Here is a 16,526-nt window from a genome sequence, read left to right on the forward strand (position 1 = left end):
TTATTGTACCGTCTTTTACTGTGGAAACAAAGCATCAGGATCACAATTCGCCGGAACATAGATTGAATAATTATTTATTTTCGTGAAAAAAAACAGCAATCCCCGGAGACCACTCCCGGACTGCTGTTTTGGTTTCTTCAGCCGGCGGTCCGGGGAACCCGGGTCCGGCCTTACGCCTTGCTGCTTAAGCGCTGCAGATATACGCGCGCCTCATACGGACGCAGCTTTAGACTGCGCAGATCATCCTCTTTGGCTGCTGGATAATTAGAGATCAGCAGCTCCAGCTTCTCCGCCGCCTGAAATTCCTCCGGAAGCTCAAATACCGGCTCACGTTCATAGAAATTCAGAATGACCAGCAGCCGCTGGTCCTCCAGCGTCCGGGTGTAGGCATAGATTTCAGGATGCTCTTCCAGCAGCAGACCATATTCGCCGTAGACGATCACCTGATGTTGTTTTCTAAGCTGAATCAGCTTTTTATAGTAATTGTAGATGGAGTCCGGGTCCTTGACTGCATTAGCCACATTAATCTCCCGGGAGTTCGAGTTCACCCTGATCCAGGGAACCCCCGTCGTAAATCCGCCATCCTCACTATCGTCCCACTGCATCGGCGTGCGGGCATTATCGCGGCTTTTGGTATGAATAGCGGCCATAATGTCGGCTTCGGGTACGCCGGCGGTCCGCTTTTCCTCGTAGAAATTCAGCGTCTCTACATCCCGGTAATCATCAATCGACTCGAAAGCGACATTGGTCATCCCAATTTCTTCACCCTGATAAATGTAGGGGGTGCCTTCCAGCATGTGGATGAAGGTGGCCAGCATTTTGGCTGACGGGATACGGTAGAACAGATCATTGCCGAACCGCGACACCGAGCGCGGCTGATCATGGTTGCACAGATAGTTGGCGTTCCAGCCCCGGTTATGCAGAACGGTCTGCCAGTTGCTGATGATCTTCTTCAGGTCACCCAGCTTCCAGGGCACGACATCCCATTTCCCGCTGCCTGGTGAAGCGGCATCCAGATTCATATGCTCGAACTGGAAGGTCATGTTCAGCTCGCGCCGTCCGTCACCGACATAATCGAGCGCCTGCTCCGGCCCAAGACCCGAGGTTTCCCCCACCGTCATAATATCGTAGTAATAGAGCACCTGATCATGCAGATTCTGCAGCAGCGTATGCACATGGTCAAGGTTCGAGAACATATCATACGCGCGCACGGTCGGCGTGCCGCCGGGATTCAGGGCATCCGGATAACCCTCGGCCTTCACAATATGGGCAATCGCATCAAACCTGAAGCCGTCAACCCCCTTCTTCAGCCACCACTCCACCATCTCATGCAGCTTGTCGATCACCGCGGGATTCTCCCAGTTGAGATCGGGCTGAAAACGGGAATACAAATGCAGATAATATTCATCCGTACGGGGATCGAGCTCCCAGACCGAACCACTGAAATAGGATTCCCAGTTGTTCGGCGGACCGCCGTTTTTCCCTTTTCTCCATATATAATAGTCCCGTTTGGGATTATCCTTCGAGCTTCTGGATTCAACGAACCACGGATGCTCATGCGAGGTATGATTCAGCACCAGGTCCATCATCAGCTTCATCCCGCGGGTATGCATCTCACGCAGCAGCAGGTCAAAATCATCCATCGTGCCGAATTCCTTCATAATGTCGCAATAGTCGCTGATATCATAGCCGTTGTCATGGTTCGGTGATTTATAAATCGGGCAGATCCAGATCACATCTACACCGAGGTCCTGCAAATAATCGAGCTTCGATAACACTCCGCGCAGATCACCCTTCCCGTCACCATTGCTGTCCATGAAGCTGATCGGATAAATCTGGTAGGCAACACTTTCTTTCCACCATTTGGGGTTCAATTTAGATTCCCTCCGCTTCTATTGGTTCCTGCCTCTGTAAGACATATTAATATATCTTAACCAGACCGAAGGAAGAGGATAACAATTTATTCGAAAAGCATGCGCCTACTCCGCCGCAATCAATCCCCGTATGGCTGCCTTCAGCCGCTTATCGAGCTGCTCATTCCACTTCTGCCCCTCTGCCGCAGATTCCCCGTGGATGTAGAACATAAGTATGGCCCCTTCCTGATAGGCTTTAAAAGGAATCAAATCCGCAGCAGCCGTCAGCTCCCCGAATTCTCCCCAGCCTGCAGCCCGCTCCTCTGCTGAAGCGAAGAGATATAGCGACAGCTCCACTCCGTCCATGGAATAGACCTGCGGCTTAAGCCCGTTCAATTCCAGCTGAAAAATAGCGCCAGGTACCTCTTCCCCCGTCTGCAGCGCCAGTCCCTGATCGGCAAAAACAGCAATGACATCCTCCCGGGACAGCACACGGACCTGTTCCGGTGCAGAATTCTCCGCCTGCCTGCAGCCTGCTAATAGCAGGGCGAATCCGGCCGTCAAGATCAGCACAATGATCATCATCAGATACCTGTAGTTAACCTTTGCGGCTACACTCATGATCTCCCCCCTCTCCCTCTCCAGCTCTTAATCTGACGGAGGCTAATGGTTCTAGGTTGCGGCGATACCCTATATTTTGTAATTTCCTGCACAACAAAAAGACAGGATACCCTCTACCCGGTACCCCGCCTCCCTCCAAGCCTGTTCTGTAACCTTCAATTCACTCTGCTTTCTGCTACTGCTAGGCCAGCTGCTTAATGACAATCGACGCATTGACATTCGCCTGTGTTCCGCCAGCCAGTGTCTGCAGTGTGACTGCTGCCGACGAGCTGTGATTTCTCAGCGTCAGCACATCTCCGGATGACAGGGAGAAAATGGCCTGCCCGGTATTCTGCTGCGTTCCTGCACCCGAACCATATACCGTCCCCGGAACCTGGGCACCATTCACGAATAGGGCAAACTGGCTCGGCTCTACACCGGATACCGAGAAATTAACCTCGTAGACACCCGCATTGGTGACCGAAATGGTGGTTGTACCCGGAGCATGCGTAATCCCGGGTGTAAGAAACCCATTCGTATCAAAAGAAACATCCGCCTCAATCGGCACCACCTGTGCGCCGAGGTTATATACATAACCGAACTGGGCAATCCCGCCAGCGGGTCCGGTTGCTCCGGTAGCCCCCGCCGGACCTGCCGCTCCTGCGGCTCCCGCCGGGCCGGCCGCACCTGTGGCACCAGTGGCCCCGGCTGCCCCCGCTGCTCCTGCCGGTCCTGCAGGCCCCACTGCCCCGGCTGCTCCTGCCGGTCCTGCAGGCCCCACTGCTCCGGCTGCTCCGGCTGGCCCTACAGGCCCCACTGCTCCTGCCGGTCCTACAGGTCCTGCAGGTCCTGCTGCGCCCGCCGGCCCTGCGGGACCGACCAGTCCGGCAATTCCCGCCGGACCGATCCCGCCCAGCGCTCCCGCTGCACCGGCAGCTCCGGCAGCACCCAAGGCGCCGGCGACTCCCGCAGCGCCGAGTGCGCCTGTGGCTCCAACTGCGCCTAGCGCTCCAGCGGCTCCAGCCGCTCCCAGCAGCCCGGCGGCACCTACGGCGCCCAATGTGCCGGTTGCTCCACGGGCACCCAAAGCACCCGCTGCGCCTACAGCGCCCAGCGCTCCGGCCGCGCCGACTGCGCCGAGTGTTCCGGCGGCGCCCGGTGCACCGAGCGCTCCGCCTGCACCTGCTGCGCCAAGCGCACCTGCCGCACCTGCAGCGCCAGCTGCTCCCAGCGCCTCTACAGCTCCGGCAGCACCCAGGGCACCTGCTGCCCCGGCTGCCCCCAATGCCCCTAATGGAATATTAACGCGTACGATCTGCTTTTTGACGATAATCTTCTTGCAGTTGCATTTGTTATCATGCACTTTTCTTTTCGGACGTTTAATTTTTGGCAGCGGACACTCCAATACATCGTCTTTGCAAATACGTTTTTTTCTCTTAAGTTCCGGACGACCCATAATTAGCACCTCCAATAGACTTTATGTATCCTACTCCGTTGACCCAGATAGGGCATGGACATTCATCCCGTAGGCAAATATTTATTTTTGGAGAAACGGGTTGTTTGTACCGGCTGGACAACCTGTTTTCAACCGGGCAGAGCCAAAATTGTTCACCCGCCTTATCACACCCCGTCCAGCCAAAACATATACTATTGCCGGACAACCCGCCCTTTGGAAGCCGGGCACAAAAAAAAGAGCATCCTACTGCACAATCTGCAATAGAATACTCTTTCGGCATCTCTCAGGCCAGGTAACGCCCGGCTTCCGCTTACACCATCCATCCCTGCCTTACAGCAGTCCGACCATCTTCAAGCCTTCGTAAATCCCGTCCTCGCTTACATGCTTCGTTACGTAAGCGGCGGCAGCCTTCGCTTCAGCTTCCCCGTTGCCCATAGCAATACCGTAGCCGACGAACCCCAGCATCTCTACATCATTCAGACCATCGCCAAAAGCATATACATCTTCCTTCCGGACGCCGATAACCTTCAGCATTTCCGCAATTCCGTTAGCCTTGGAGCCATTGCCCGGCAGCACATCCATACACAGCGGGTGCCAGCGGATGAAGTTCAGCTGCGGATACCGCTCAGTGTATATAGCCTGACTCTCCTGCGGGCAGAAAATCATCGCCTGATGCGTGTCATTCTTCAGGAAATATTCTGCATCATGCGTCGGAAACACCAGCTTCAGCGAACCGATGCTCGTCTTGATATACTCATGATCGGCCACGTTTACTTTCATGCCCGCCGTATCTGTGTATGCCACCGGATGATCCAGCTTCTCAGCGAACAAGGTAAGCTCCTCCAGTGTAGGCTTCTCAATCGGATTGCTGTACACCGGCTTTCCTTCATATACTACATATTGCCCGTTAAGCGAAACATAGGAATCGATCCCCAGCTCCGCGCGCAGCTCCTCGAACATATAGTCCGCTCTTCCGGTAGCAATCGCCACATGGTGGCCGCGTCTTTTCAGTTCAGCTATCGCTTCTTTGGCGGACGGGGGAATCTGCTTTTCCTCATCATAAATCGTGCCGTCAATATCAAAAAAGATCGTTTTCCTCAATGTCATAGCTGCCCATTCTCCTTGCTTTCTTCCGAAGTAACATCCTGCTCAAAGTGTAGATGCTTCCTGCAAGCGATGCAAGTTATCTTTTCTGAAAATGGCGGTTTCACAGCAAAAAAGCAGCACTGTTCTCCCTAAGGAAAATCAGCACTGCTTAAAATAATCAACATTCCAAAGCTGTCCTATACCGCATTCTGGGCCCGCTGCTGCTCTTCCATCAGCCACTGCACCAGCATATACTCCGGTACGGTGCCTTTGCGGGCTTCCGCATATTCACGCACCTTCTCCAGCAGACGGCCGGCCGTATCGGCACTGACTTCAAGCCCCCGCTGCTCCAGCACATGGGTCACACCGCCGCTGCCGGAATGCTTGCCGAGCACGAAGCGGTGAGCCCGGCCTACCTCCGCAGGATCGAAGGACTGATACGTGGACTTCTCCTTCATCAGCCCGTCCACATGAATCCCCGATTCATGGGTGAAGGCAAGCTGCCCCACAATCGGCTTCGCGTCGCCGACACTGCGGCCGGAGGCGGCAATCACCATGTCAGCCAAGCCTTTGAGCAGCTCCAGCCGGACCGCACATTCTCCGCCGTACAAATAGCGCCAGGCCATGGCTACTTCCTCCATGGCCGCATTGCCGGTCCGTTCACCGATTCCGGCTACCGTTGTGCTGGCCCATACCGCCCCTGCCGCGATCCCGCTAAGCGTATTCGCGCAGGCCAGACCGAAATCATTATGGCAGTGCACCTCCAGCTCCACATCCCCAGGCACTGCACCCCGCAGCCGGCTCACGCGGTCTGCCATCTGCCCCGGATGATGCGCCGAGACGGTATCCGCATAACGGAACCTGCGGATACCTTCCTTATATAATGTATTTACCACTTCAATGAGGAAATTCATATCTGCCCTGGAGGAATCCTCCATGCCTACCGACACCGTCATGTCCTGCCGTAGCCCGTATTCCACTGCACGAAGCAGCTTGTTCAGACCTTCACGCTGCGACAACCCCAGCTTACCCTGCAGCTGAATCTCCGACACCGGAATGGAGATATGACTCCAGTTCACTCCGGTAGCCTTTGCCTTGTCAATATCTCCGGGAACCGAACGGTTCCACGTCATCAGCTTCATGGGGAGTCCCAATTCAGCGATGGCCGCGATATCCTCCTGCTCCCGTTTGCCCATGGCAGGAATTCCTACCTCTGCTTGCTCTACTCCGCACTCCGACAGCAACTTTGCGATTTCCAGCTTTTCCGCCCTCGTGAATGAAACTCCAGCCGCCTGTTCACCATCCCTCAGTGTCGTGTCACATAGCTTGAGACTTTTCACGGTTTACCTCCTTCTCCGCAGCAAGCGCAATTCGGATTACGGGTAATATGGACGCTATAACAGGCGAAGTCGAGTGAGCTGAAGCGATGCATTACGCCCGCATAAGTTGTCCCTACCCCTGTAATCCATTTTACGGCTTCCAGCGCTGCCAGACAACCTGCAATCCCGGAAGTCGCACCCAGAACAGGAAATCCGAACGGCTCCCACTGCGGCTGCACATCCGGATACAGGCATTCGAGGCAAGGCGTCAGTCCCGGAATCACAGTAGTCAGCGATATTTCAAAGCCATACATTGCCGCTTCCACCATCGGCGTGTTCGTATCGACACACAGACGGTTCAGCGCGTACCGCTCAGGGAAGTCATACCGGGCGTCAATTACAATATCGGCAGCCTCTACCCAGGGTCTGGCCGCGTTATATTCAATCTTAGAATTATAGCCTTCAATTGCCACATACGGATTCAGCCGCTGCAGCTGGGCAATAGCCGTACTCATCCGCTCCTGCCCCAAATGATCACTATCCATCAGAATCTGCCGGTTAAGATCCGGCGCGAGAATGTTTCCCTCATGGGCCAAAATAAGCCTGCCGACACCCGCCGCCGCCAAATAGAGTGCAGCTGTTCCCCCAAGTCCGCCGATGCCGGCCACCATGACCGTTGCTTCCTTCAGTGCCTTCTGCCCGTCTTCCCCGAGCAGCTTCAGCTGCCGGGTATACCGTTCCAGCTCCAACTCTCCGGCAAGCTGCTCCATCCCTGAATCCCCCTGTAACTGCGAATTGAGATCTGCCCTAGCCCTCCAGGCTGAGCAGCCCGTGCTCTGAAGTCATCGCCTTGTATTTATCCAGAAAAGCCTGCCCTTCTTCTATACACTCCACCCCGTACCGGATCGTCTTCTCTGCAGAAGTGAACGGGAAAGGTGCGCCCGCCCGTAAGCTTTTGAGCACCAGGATAACTCTGCCGCTATACAGCAGCCCCCGTCCAAAACCCTCGCCGTTAATCTCAGCGGTACTCTGGATCATAAGGCCCGTTCTTTCTTCCATCACTCCGGCCATCGCCTGGAACAGCAGCGGTACCTGCTGGCGCACCTTCGGTGACACGGCACAATTGAATTCGGATTGATTCTGATCCTCGGCAGTAGCCAGGAACAGCTTCCCGATCTTCTCCAGCGGCGGAAGCATGGCATTACGCCCGAAGAAATCTCCGGCATCCAGCAGATGGCACAGCCGCCGGACCAGAGCATCCGCTGTCTCCTGATTCAGTTCCTTGCGCACTTTCCGGCTGCGCAGCCTCATTGCCGGGGCTTCCGTGTTCCCCGTATCCTGCTGCACCGCATGCTCGTTAGCCATGGGTTCCATTTGCTTCTCCCCTTTCACTCCCGCTATTCTCCTCCGCCCGCAGAACCTTGGCCAGCCACATGGGCGGCTTACCCTGAAGCATCTCCACCAGCCGTTTCAGCTGTTCCTCTATGGGACTTCCGAAAGGCACCTTCACCGGCATGATCTTGCGGCGTGTCACCCGCGCGGCCGCTGACGCACCGATCTGCATGATGAAGATCAGGGTACAGTCGCTTACCGCATCCAGCCGGCTGTCGATTTTGCCTGCTTCATCCTGGTTCAGCACCGCTGGCAGCTTGCGCAGCTCAACCAGTGAGGCGCCTGATTTCGTTACATTATATACAGCAAACATCGGACTTTGTCCGAAATGGGCATTCACACGGTTTCCATCATCTGTGGCGAACGCTACTTTCACGGTGTCCTGCCTCCCTTTGCATTAACAAGTTCCCTGCTTTATTACTCCATTCCATAGCGCCTCGGTACCCGACCGAGACAGACATATAAGCACCCAGCTCATTCCAGACCGGGAATCCGGCCGGCATAAACGCTGCTTCGATCCGCTGCGCACCTGCGAGCCCGTGGGAATTGCTGATCCACAAATCCGCTCCTTTGCCGAGTACCTCGGCATCATCCAGATCCCCCACCCATACCTCGCGTTCCATTCCGGCAACGAGCGGAGTTTCGTATGAGGTAATCAGCGCCTTCTGCTCTACCCCCAGCTCCTCCAGCCATCCCGAGACCGAATACAAATGATCCGGTTCCAGCGCCGTCAGAGCCGACATTCCGGCAAACTGAAAATGGGCATCCAGCATGCTGTCGAGCAGATTCTCCCTCTGCCAGCAATAACGCAGCGGCACCGGCTCCCCGCTGATCTGATGCAGGAAATGCAGCAGTTCATCAGAAGCCTTTAGCCCCATTGCGCCTTCGAATACCTTATAAGGCGTGCCCAGAGCATTGTGCAGCCGCCGGGCCGGACGCTCCATGCTGCCGCCTATGGCAATCGTCAGCCCGGACTGCAGGCTCTGCAGCATGGAATCCAGCGGAACCCCGCCCCGGGTCAGCGGCGAGAAGCCTGTCAGCAGATGGCCCGACAGGGACGTTGAGATATCCGGCAGCGCAATCACCTCGAACCCGAAGGAGGAGATGATCTCCTTCAGCTCCATTACATCGGCCGGGGTTAAGAATGATCCCGGCAGCAAGGTGATCTGCCGGGTGTTTACACTCCTGGATCCCCGGTGTCCGACCTGCTGGATCATCTCGTCAATCATGGCTTCTACCGTAGAGCTGAAGCCCGATTCCAGTGATCCGCGAAAATCAGGAAGCACGACGGAGAAGGCGAGGCCGCCGCGCATATTCCGCTCTCTTTTATACGTCTTAAGCATGTTCTGATAATCCACACCCGCCACATCAGTCAGCTCTGTTCCAATAATGCCGATGATATCGGGACGGTGCTTGCTCAGCACCAGATTCAGCGCCTCTTCCAGATTGCGGTTGGCGTCGAAGATGACATCCATCTCCTGCAGCGCCGAGGTCTGCACGGCAATCGGTTCCCGGAAATGCCGGGTCAGCAGCGCCTTCGGAAAAGCGGAGCAGCCTTGGGAGCCGTGAATCAGCGGCATGGCCCGGTAACAGCCCTGCAGTGCCAGCACGGCACCCAGCGACTGCCCGATCTTCATCGGGTTGACCGATGCCGGCTTCTTTCTCCGGTTAACGGTCATAAGGAGGATCCTCCTTATCCCATGGAGCAGGACTTGCGGCCAGCTTCCAGATTGGATTAGCCAGCGAATAGGTCAGCTCCTTGGCCAGCCTCAGCAGTCCCTCATATCCGGCATATGCCTTGTGCCGCTCCTGATTAATATCAATGAACGGGATCTGCTCTTTCATTGCCACGTACATATTGCGTCCGCCGGCAATCATAATGTCAGCCTTGCGTTCCCTGACCGTCTTAATAATTCGGCTTGCTCCGCCTTCGGGAATGTATTCCGTATCGTCGCCCACCCGGTCGGCAATCCGCCGCACATCATCCTCAGTACTTTTGTTCGTGCCTACCCCGACTACCTGGACACCCAGCTCCTTCAGCGCCGAGATCACCGACCAGCTTTTGACACCGCCGGTATAGAGCACCGCCCGTTTCCCTTTCAGCAGCTTGCGGTATGGGCGCAGATCCTGGCTTAACCGGGCCTCTTCCCGTTCGGTGAGCCGGTCCACCCGCCGCTCCATCTCACGGTCATTCATCAGAAACGCCATCTGCCGCAGCGAATAGGTCGTTTCCTTGGCACCATAGAATGAACCTTCGAAATATGGAATGCCGTATCTGGATTCCATCTCCTTGGCAAGGCCCAGCAGCGCCCGGCTGCAGACCACCATATTCACCTTCGCCCGGTGCGCCCAGGTAATCTCCTTGTAACGGGCATCTCCCGTTATCCGTGAGGTTACCGCTATCCCTGCGCTGTTCATCAGCTTCTCGATATCCCACATCTCGCCGGCGATATTATACTCTCCGATCAGATTCACGCCCAGCGGCGTCAACGGCTCCGGCTCTCCCGTACCGATGACGTACTGCAGCAGGGCATCCCCGGCCAGGCGGTTACCGAGATTCTTGCTGCCGACGAAGCCGGGACTGTTCACGGGGATCACAGGAATCCCGATCCGCTCTGCCGCAGTCTTGCAGACCGCATCCATATCTTCGCCAATCAGCGCTGTCACACAGGTTGAATATACAAATATTGCCGGAGGCGCAAAGCGCTCGGCAATATAGTCGATACTTTCCTTCAGTTTCTTCTCGCCGCCAAAAATAATATCAGAATCCGTAAGATCCGTAGCGAAGCCATATTGGGACAGGGAGGGGCCGCTTGATAACGTTCCTCTGCTCTCCCAGCTATTACCGGCACAGGCAATCGGTCCATGGACAAGATGTGCAGCGTCCATAATCGGCAGCAGCGTAATTTGGGCTCCGTCGAAGGAGCAGCCCCCAGCTGCTTCACCCGGTTTGGGCCGCGGACAGGGCTTTGCTTTTGGGGCTATGCTCCCGCAAGCCTCGGAATCAAATTCGTCTTTTCGAACAGGGTCCATCGGCTCTTCATCTCCTTCGCTTAAGATGCTGTGTTTCACGCAAATCTTGCGCTATTCCTGAGGCGGCATTTGCACATGATGGCAAGAATCCCGGCCCTCCGCTGCCCCCGCGGATTCCGGTCATAATAACCGCTGCCGAAATGTACCGGGGGACGAAGGATGCCAGGTTGAGTATTTTTACATTTATTCAAATAATTACATTGATAATATACATTTCATTTCAGAAATTTTCAGTAATCCCTCTCACTCTTAGTGATCACTTTAACTTAGATAGCTGATAAAACTATGTTTAGCGCACCAGCTCAAAGTTAAATCCGGAATTATTATCATCGAGCTGCTGGAGGATGGTATTCACAATCAAGCTAAGCAGATTTAACGTCCCCTGATACCCGATAATGGGATAACGGTGCATATGATGACGGTCAAAGATCGGGAATCCGACCCGGATCAGCGGAACATCGGCATCCTTGGCGGCGAATTTCAGATGGGAGCTGCCGATTGCCAGATCAACCGTATCATTCAGCAGCAGCGAGCGCATATGCCACAGGTCTTTACCCACATGCACAGTTGCTTCTGAACCGTAGGGACTTGCCGCCAGCAGCGCCTCTGCTTCATCCTTGAACTTCACTTCATTGTAATCAACATCACCGTTCGAGCAGACGATATGCACCGGCTCCATCCCGGTTTCCAGACAGAATCCGATCAGACCGATCAGCAGATCCGGATCACCTACAAGCGCAACCCGCTTGCCGTGCAGGTAAGGATGACTGTCCATGAGCGCATCTACTACGCGGCCGCGTTCTTCGGTAAGTGGAGCAGGAACCGGCAAGCCGGTCAGTTCGCTGATCGTTTCCAGCAATTTATCAGTACCTTTAATCCCAAGCGGTGTCGATAATGCGGAGATTTGCTGCTTCCAGGTTCCGCTGATATATTCCTGCGTCTTTTTCAGCGTATATTTTTGCAGAGACAGGGTTCCCAGTGCATTCGCTGCCTGCGGAACATCCTCAAGCTTCGTGCCGCCATAGTAATACTCGTATTCTCCTGTAGCAGGTGAGTCATAGTTTCCGCTGTGGTCTCCCAGGATGGTGTACTTCGTATCAAAAGCCGCCAGAATCTTGCGCAGTTCAGCAAAGTTGCCGGTGTACGGCTCGAACCCCAGCAGAACATTCAGTTTCTCTCCGCTTTCCGCACCGCTTCCCGGCTTACTCTCGATTCCCGAACGGGTATAGAGGTAGCTCAGAATGCCTTTGATCATGGCGTCATAGCCTGTGATATGCGAACCTACGAAGCTTGGTGTGTTGCAGAAAGCTACCGGGTATTCTTCACTAATCACCCCTTTGATCCGGGCATTGCCGATAAAAGAGTTGAGGTCATCCCCGATAACCTCAGCCATACAGGTGGTACAGATGGCAACCATCTCCGGTTTGTACAGCGCGACACTGTTCTCCAGACCGTCGATCAGGTTATTCATTCCGCCGAATACGGCCGCATCCTCGGTCATTGAAGTGGAAACGGATGGCGTGGGTTCTTTAAAGTGACGGCTGAGATGGCTGCGGAAGTAGGCGTTGCAGCCCTGCGAGCCGTGTACAAACGGCAGTGTTTTCTCGAATCCGAGCGCGGCCATTACGGAACCCAGCGGCTGGCAGGCTTTATGCGGATTGATGACCACATTCTGGCGGCCAAAGTTCTTTTCCATATATTCAGCGGATTTGGAGTAAGCGAGTGCTTCAGCAGTTTCCTGCTCGCTGCAAGGCGCTTCGAACTGTTTCTTGTTCTCCCGCTGCTGAACATAACGTTCTTCCTTAAACAAGCTGGTATTGTCTTTAATGTTCAGATCGTCCTTGCTCATATGCTCGCCTCCTCTGGCTGGATTTTGGATTTCCGGGTCACCAGATCCCATACCGGGCTGTTCACTGTCATATCCATGTCCTTGGCAAAAACCTTAAAGCCGTCGAAGCCGTGGTACGGGCCGCTGTAATCCCAGGAGTGCATCTGGCGGAACGGAACCCCCATTTTGTGATACACATACTTCTCTTTCACACCTGAACCTACCAGATCTATGTTCATTCTCTGGGTGATCTCTTCCAGCTCATAGGCTGTTGGGTCATCCATAATGATCGTTCCTTCCTGCAGCATCGGAAGCATCTTCTCATAATCATCCTTATGGGCGAATTCGTAACCGGAAGCTACGATATCCATCCCCAAATCCTCATACGCTCCGATGGTATGGCGGGAACGTAATCCGCCGATCATCAGCATGACCGTTTTGTTCTCCAGCCGGGGTCTGAATTTATGGATAATGGCATCCATCACCGGCTTATATTTGGCAATCATTCTCTCGCAGTTTTCCTGAATCGTAGCATCGAACAGAGCGGCGATCGCCCGCAGACTCTCATAGGTCTTGGTCGGTCCGAAGAAGTTGTATTCCAGCCAAGGTATACCGTAGGCCTTCTCCATATGATCTACCATATAGTTCATCGAACGGTGGCAGTGAATCAGGTTCAGCTTCGCCTTGTGGGCTACTTCCAGCTCATTGAGGGAGCCGTCACCGGACCACTGGGCAATCACGCGCAGGCCCATCTCCTCCAGCAGAATACGGGATGCCCAGGCATCACCGCCGATATTATAGTCGCCGATAATGTTGACATCATACGGACCGGTCTCCGCCAGCTCCGCACGGCCCATGACGAAATCGCGGATTGCATCGTTCGCAATATGGTGACCCAGGGATTGGCTGACCCCCCGGAACCCTTCACAGCGGACGGGAACAATCGGCATATCCAGCTCTTTGGACATCTTTTTGGATACCGCTTCAATATCATCACCAATCAGACCGACCGGGCACTCGGATTGAACCGAGATCCCTTTGGCCAGCGGGAACATCTCGGTAATCTCACGCATGATTACGGCCAGCTTCTTGTCTCCGCCGAAGACAATATCCGTCTCCTGAAAATCACTGGTGATCTGCATAGCTGTAAAATTATCAATACCGAGCGTCCCGTTCGCAAAGTTACGGCGTGAGCCCCAGCTGTATTGACCGCAGCCGACAGGGCCGTGACTAATGTGAACCATATCCTTGATCGGGCCCCATACTACCCCTTTGGAGCCTGCATAAGCACAACCGCGCGGGGTCATCACACCCGGACGGGATTTAATATTGGACTTGACTGCGCAGGTCCCGCAATCTATTGCATTATCTGTAGCAACCTGGAAATGCTTCTCGCGGTCTTTCTTCGCTTTTTTCGGGTAAGCTTCCAGAACTTCTTCTACCAGTTTTTTATTTTCTTCGATATTCAGTCCCATGTATTGACCCTCCTTTTCTTGATGCAGGACGTCTAAGCCGCCTGCGTGGCTAATACCACCTGAGATGATCCGGCGAAGGCCGTCTCTCCACTCCCGTTCACCGGATCACTCTGTAGATTACGGCTTAGAGTCTTATTGACCGGAAGCCTGCAGCTTCTTGATCGCAGCTTCTTCATCTTCGATGATGCCGAATTCCATCAGCAGCTCTTCCAGCTCTTCCATGGAAATCGGAGTAGGGATGGTCAGCATTTTGTTATTGAGGATTTTCTCAGCCAGCGTTTCATATTCTTTCGCCTGCTGATGGGTAGGGTTATATTGGGCAACGGTCATTCTGCGCAGCTCGGCATGCTGAACGATGTTATCGCGCGGCACAAAGTGAATCATCTGTGTGTTCAGACGGCGGGCCAGCTCCATAATCAGCTCATCTTCACGGTCCGTGTTACGGCTGTTGCAGATCAGGCCGCCCAGTCTTACACCGCCGCTGGTAGCATACTTCAGGATACCGCGGGCGATATTGTTCGCTGCGTACATCGCCATCATCTCACCGGAACAGACAATGTAGATCTCTTGCGCCTTGCCTTCGCGGATTGGCATTGCGAAACCGCCGCATACAACGTCACCAAGCACGTCATAGGATACGAAGTCCAGATCCTGATAGGCACCTTCCTGTTCCAGGAAGTTAATGGCGGTGATGATCCCGCGTCCTGCGCATCCTACTCCAGGTTCAGGGCCGCCGCATTCTACGTTGATAATGTCACCGAAACCTGTCTGCAATACATCTTCAAGCTCAAGATCCTCTACCGAGCCAAGCTCAGCCGCCAGTTCAAGCACCGAGTTCTGGGCTTTCGTGTTCAGGATCAGACGGGTAGAGTCTGCCTTAGGGTCACAGCCTACGATCATTATTCTTTGTCCGAATTTTGTAGCCAGCTGAGCCAGGGTGTTTTGTGAAGTTGTCGATTTACCGATACCGCCTTTACCGTAGAAAGCTATTTGTCTCATTGTTCATCATCCCTTCGAAATGTTTATATTTTCAAAATAAGAGCTGTACTTGACGCTTTCGAGAATGGCTTCCTGAATTCCGCCTTTGCGGACGAGGGGCAGGACTCCGATCTTGTTCAGGCTGGCTCTTGGAGCATCGCCGATACCGGAGCAGAGAAGAATGCGGCAATCACTTAGAATGGAGATGATTTCTTGCAGCGTGGCGGCTTTGTCGCCGTTACAGTCTGCTTTGCCATGACAGTATGCTTGTATTTTGCGGACACCCAGGAGTTGTACATCTGCGCCGTCAGTGTCGTAAATCAGAAACTCAGTGGCATGACCGAAATGCTGATTCACCTTATCGCCGCCTCTAGTGGCAACTGCGACTCTGGTCTTCGGCCCGCCTGCCTGAATGCGTCTGGCCTGCTTGGCTTTAACGCGCTCGCGGATTTTGGTATCCAACTCACTCTGGAACATTGCCCTGGCTTCTTCATTAATGACCGGTTCAGCTTCCATCGCTTCAAGCGGGAAATCCTGATTGCGGTCCTGGCCAAGCAGCCCGATCGCATCCGCCCGGCATTGGCGGCAATGGCGCATGACCTTCATCCCGTCACGGCCTAGCAGCTCCTGCAGGTTAAGCAATTCCTTCGGACGGGGCGCTTTGCGTCCATCCGCTTCGTATTGGCTGCCCGGCGCGATAATCAGCGGTGTTACATTATGCAGCGTGGCCCCGAGTTCTTTTACTCTTTGGGACACGGCGGGCAGATGATGATCGTTGACCCCCGGAATCATAATCGAATTCACTTTGACCAGAATCCCCAGCTTCGCCAGCATCTCAAGCCCCAGCAATTGGCGGCTGATCAGCAGCTCAGCTGCTTCCCTTCCTTCGTACCGGACCCCTTCATCGAATACCCAGGGATAAATCGCCTGGCCGACATCAGGATCAATGGCATTGATGGTGATGGTGACATGCCGGATGCCAAGCTCGATAATCTCATCCACATGCCGGTACAGCGTAAGTCCGTTGGTACTGAGGCAAAGGGACACGTCTGGCACATACTTCTTGACCCGGGCAAAGGTATCAAATGTCTGCTCCGGATTCGCCAGAGGATCTCCGGGTCCGGCTACACCCACAACCGAGAGCTGCATCAGCTGGGCGGCAACGCCCCTCACCTTGCGTTCTGCCTGCTCCGGAGTAAGCACTTCACTGACCACACCCGGCCTGCTTTCATTTACACAGTCGAACTTGCGGTTGCAGTAATTGCACTGGATGTTACAGGCGGGAGCAACCGGGATGTGCATCCGGGCATAAAACCGGTGGGCCTCCTCGCTGTAGCAAGGGTGGCGGCTAATCTCCTCCTCCGCTTCACTTGATATACATGACGGCTGCATCATTTCCCACCTCCTAAAAGATTTGTAAGCTAAGCTTCCTTGTACAATCTTCGTACAAAACTCGCTTCGGAAGCATTCGCTTAGATTTACGGAGTATCCACTCCTTGAAACCAC

General features: G+C 54.4%; 14 protein-coding genes. All 14 read right to left on the reverse strand.

Features of this window, described 5'->3' with window-relative positions:
* Positions 1 to 170: 170 nt before the first annotated feature.
* The 14 genes from P40081_RS29605 to nifB all read right to left on the reverse strand — a co-directional run bounded on the left by P40081_RS29605 (position 171) and on the right by nifB (position 16,415).
* The gene (locus P40081_RS29605; RefSeq protein ID WP_042139702.1) at positions 171 to 1,874 is read right to left on the reverse strand and encodes a glycoside hydrolase family 13 protein; all 1,704 of its coding nucleotides are present in this window, start codon (positions 1,872 to 1,874) and stop codon (positions 171 to 173) included.
* Positions 1,875 to 1,979: 105 nt separating this feature from the next.
* Complete coding sequence (locus P40081_RS29610; protein WP_042139703.1) at positions 1,980 to 2,474, reverse strand: hypothetical protein; 495 nt, start codon at positions 2,472 to 2,474, stop codon at positions 1,980 to 1,982.
* 181 nt (positions 2,475 to 2,655) lie between these two features.
* Positions 2,656 to 3,909, reverse strand: coding sequence for a BclA C-terminal domain-containing protein (locus tag P40081_RS29615; protein ID WP_052422075.1), 1,254 nt, complete (start codon positions 3,907 to 3,909; stop codon positions 2,656 to 2,658).
* Between the two features lie 330 nt (positions 3,910 to 4,239).
* Complete coding sequence (locus P40081_RS29620) at positions 4,240 to 5,016, reverse strand: Cof-type HAD-IIB family hydrolase (RefSeq protein WP_042139704.1); 777 nt, start codon at positions 5,014 to 5,016, stop codon at positions 4,240 to 4,242.
* 176 nt (positions 5,017 to 5,192) lie between these two features.
* Entirely contained in the window at positions 5,193 to 6,335 is a 1,143-nt protein-coding gene (locus tag P40081_RS29625) for a homocitrate synthase/isopropylmalate synthase family protein (protein ID WP_042139705.1), read from the reverse strand.
* A complete protein-coding gene (locus P40081_RS29630; RefSeq protein WP_042139706.1) occupies positions 6,332 to 7,084 on the reverse strand; it encodes a HesA/MoeB/ThiF family protein in 753 nt (250 codons plus the stop codon). Before P40081_RS29630 ends, P40081_RS29625 begins: the two co-directional genes overlap by 4 nt.
* A gap of 37 nt (positions 7,085 to 7,121) precedes the next feature.
* Complete coding sequence (locus P40081_RS36790; RefSeq protein WP_052422076.1) at positions 7,122 to 7,688, reverse strand: DUF269 domain-containing protein; 567 nt, start codon at positions 7,686 to 7,688, stop codon at positions 7,122 to 7,124.
* The gene (nifX, locus tag P40081_RS29640; protein ID WP_042139707.1) at positions 7,672 to 8,082 is read right to left on the reverse strand and encodes a nitrogen fixation protein NifX; all 411 of its coding nucleotides are present in this window, start codon (positions 8,080 to 8,082) and stop codon (positions 7,672 to 7,674) included. Before nifX ends, P40081_RS36790 begins: the two co-directional genes overlap by 17 nt.
* Positions 8,057 to 9,385, reverse strand: coding sequence for a nitrogenase iron-molybdenum cofactor biosynthesis protein NifN (nifN, locus tag P40081_RS29645; RefSeq protein ID WP_042139708.1), 1,329 nt, complete (start codon positions 9,383 to 9,385; stop codon positions 8,057 to 8,059). The genes nifX and nifN overlap by 26 nt, the downstream gene beginning before the upstream one ends.
* A complete protein-coding gene (nifE, locus tag P40081_RS29650) occupies positions 9,375 to 10,739 on the reverse strand; it encodes a nitrogenase iron-molybdenum cofactor biosynthesis protein NifE (protein ID WP_042139709.1) in 1,365 nt (454 codons plus the stop codon). The genes nifN and nifE overlap by 11 nt, the downstream gene beginning before the upstream one ends.
* A gap of 289 nt (positions 10,740 to 11,028) precedes the next feature.
* Positions 11,029 to 12,588 carry a nitrogenase molybdenum-iron protein subunit beta gene (gene nifK, locus P40081_RS29655; RefSeq protein ID WP_042139710.1) on the reverse strand — a complete coding sequence of 520 codons (1,560 nt, stop codon included), beginning with the start codon at positions 12,586 to 12,588 and terminating at the stop codon, positions 11,029 to 11,031.
* Positions 12,585 to 14,042, reverse strand: a complete 1,458-nt coding sequence (gene nifD / locus P40081_RS29660) for a nitrogenase molybdenum-iron protein alpha chain (protein ID WP_042139711.1) — start codon at positions 14,040 to 14,042, stop codon at positions 12,585 to 12,587. Before nifD ends, nifK begins: the two co-directional genes overlap by 4 nt.
* 132 nt (positions 14,043 to 14,174) lie before the next feature.
* Positions 14,175 to 15,041 (reverse strand): nitrogenase iron protein, encoded by an 867-nt coding sequence (nifH, locus tag P40081_RS29665; protein WP_039297719.1) that lies wholly within the window; start codon positions 15,039 to 15,041, stop codon positions 14,175 to 14,177.
* A 6-nt stretch (positions 15,042 to 15,047) separates the two neighbouring features.
* Positions 15,048 to 16,415, reverse strand: coding sequence for a nitrogenase cofactor biosynthesis protein NifB (gene nifB, locus P40081_RS29670; RefSeq protein WP_042139712.1), 1,368 nt, complete (start codon positions 16,413 to 16,415; stop codon positions 15,048 to 15,050).
* Between the last annotated feature and the right edge of the window lie 111 nt (positions 16,416 to 16,526).

Origin of the sequence: Paenibacillus sp. FSL P4-0081 (assembly GCF_000758565.1) — a bacterium.
Lineage (GTDB): Bacteria > Bacillota > Bacilli > Paenibacillales > Paenibacillaceae > Paenibacillus_AQ > Paenibacillus_AQ phytohabitans.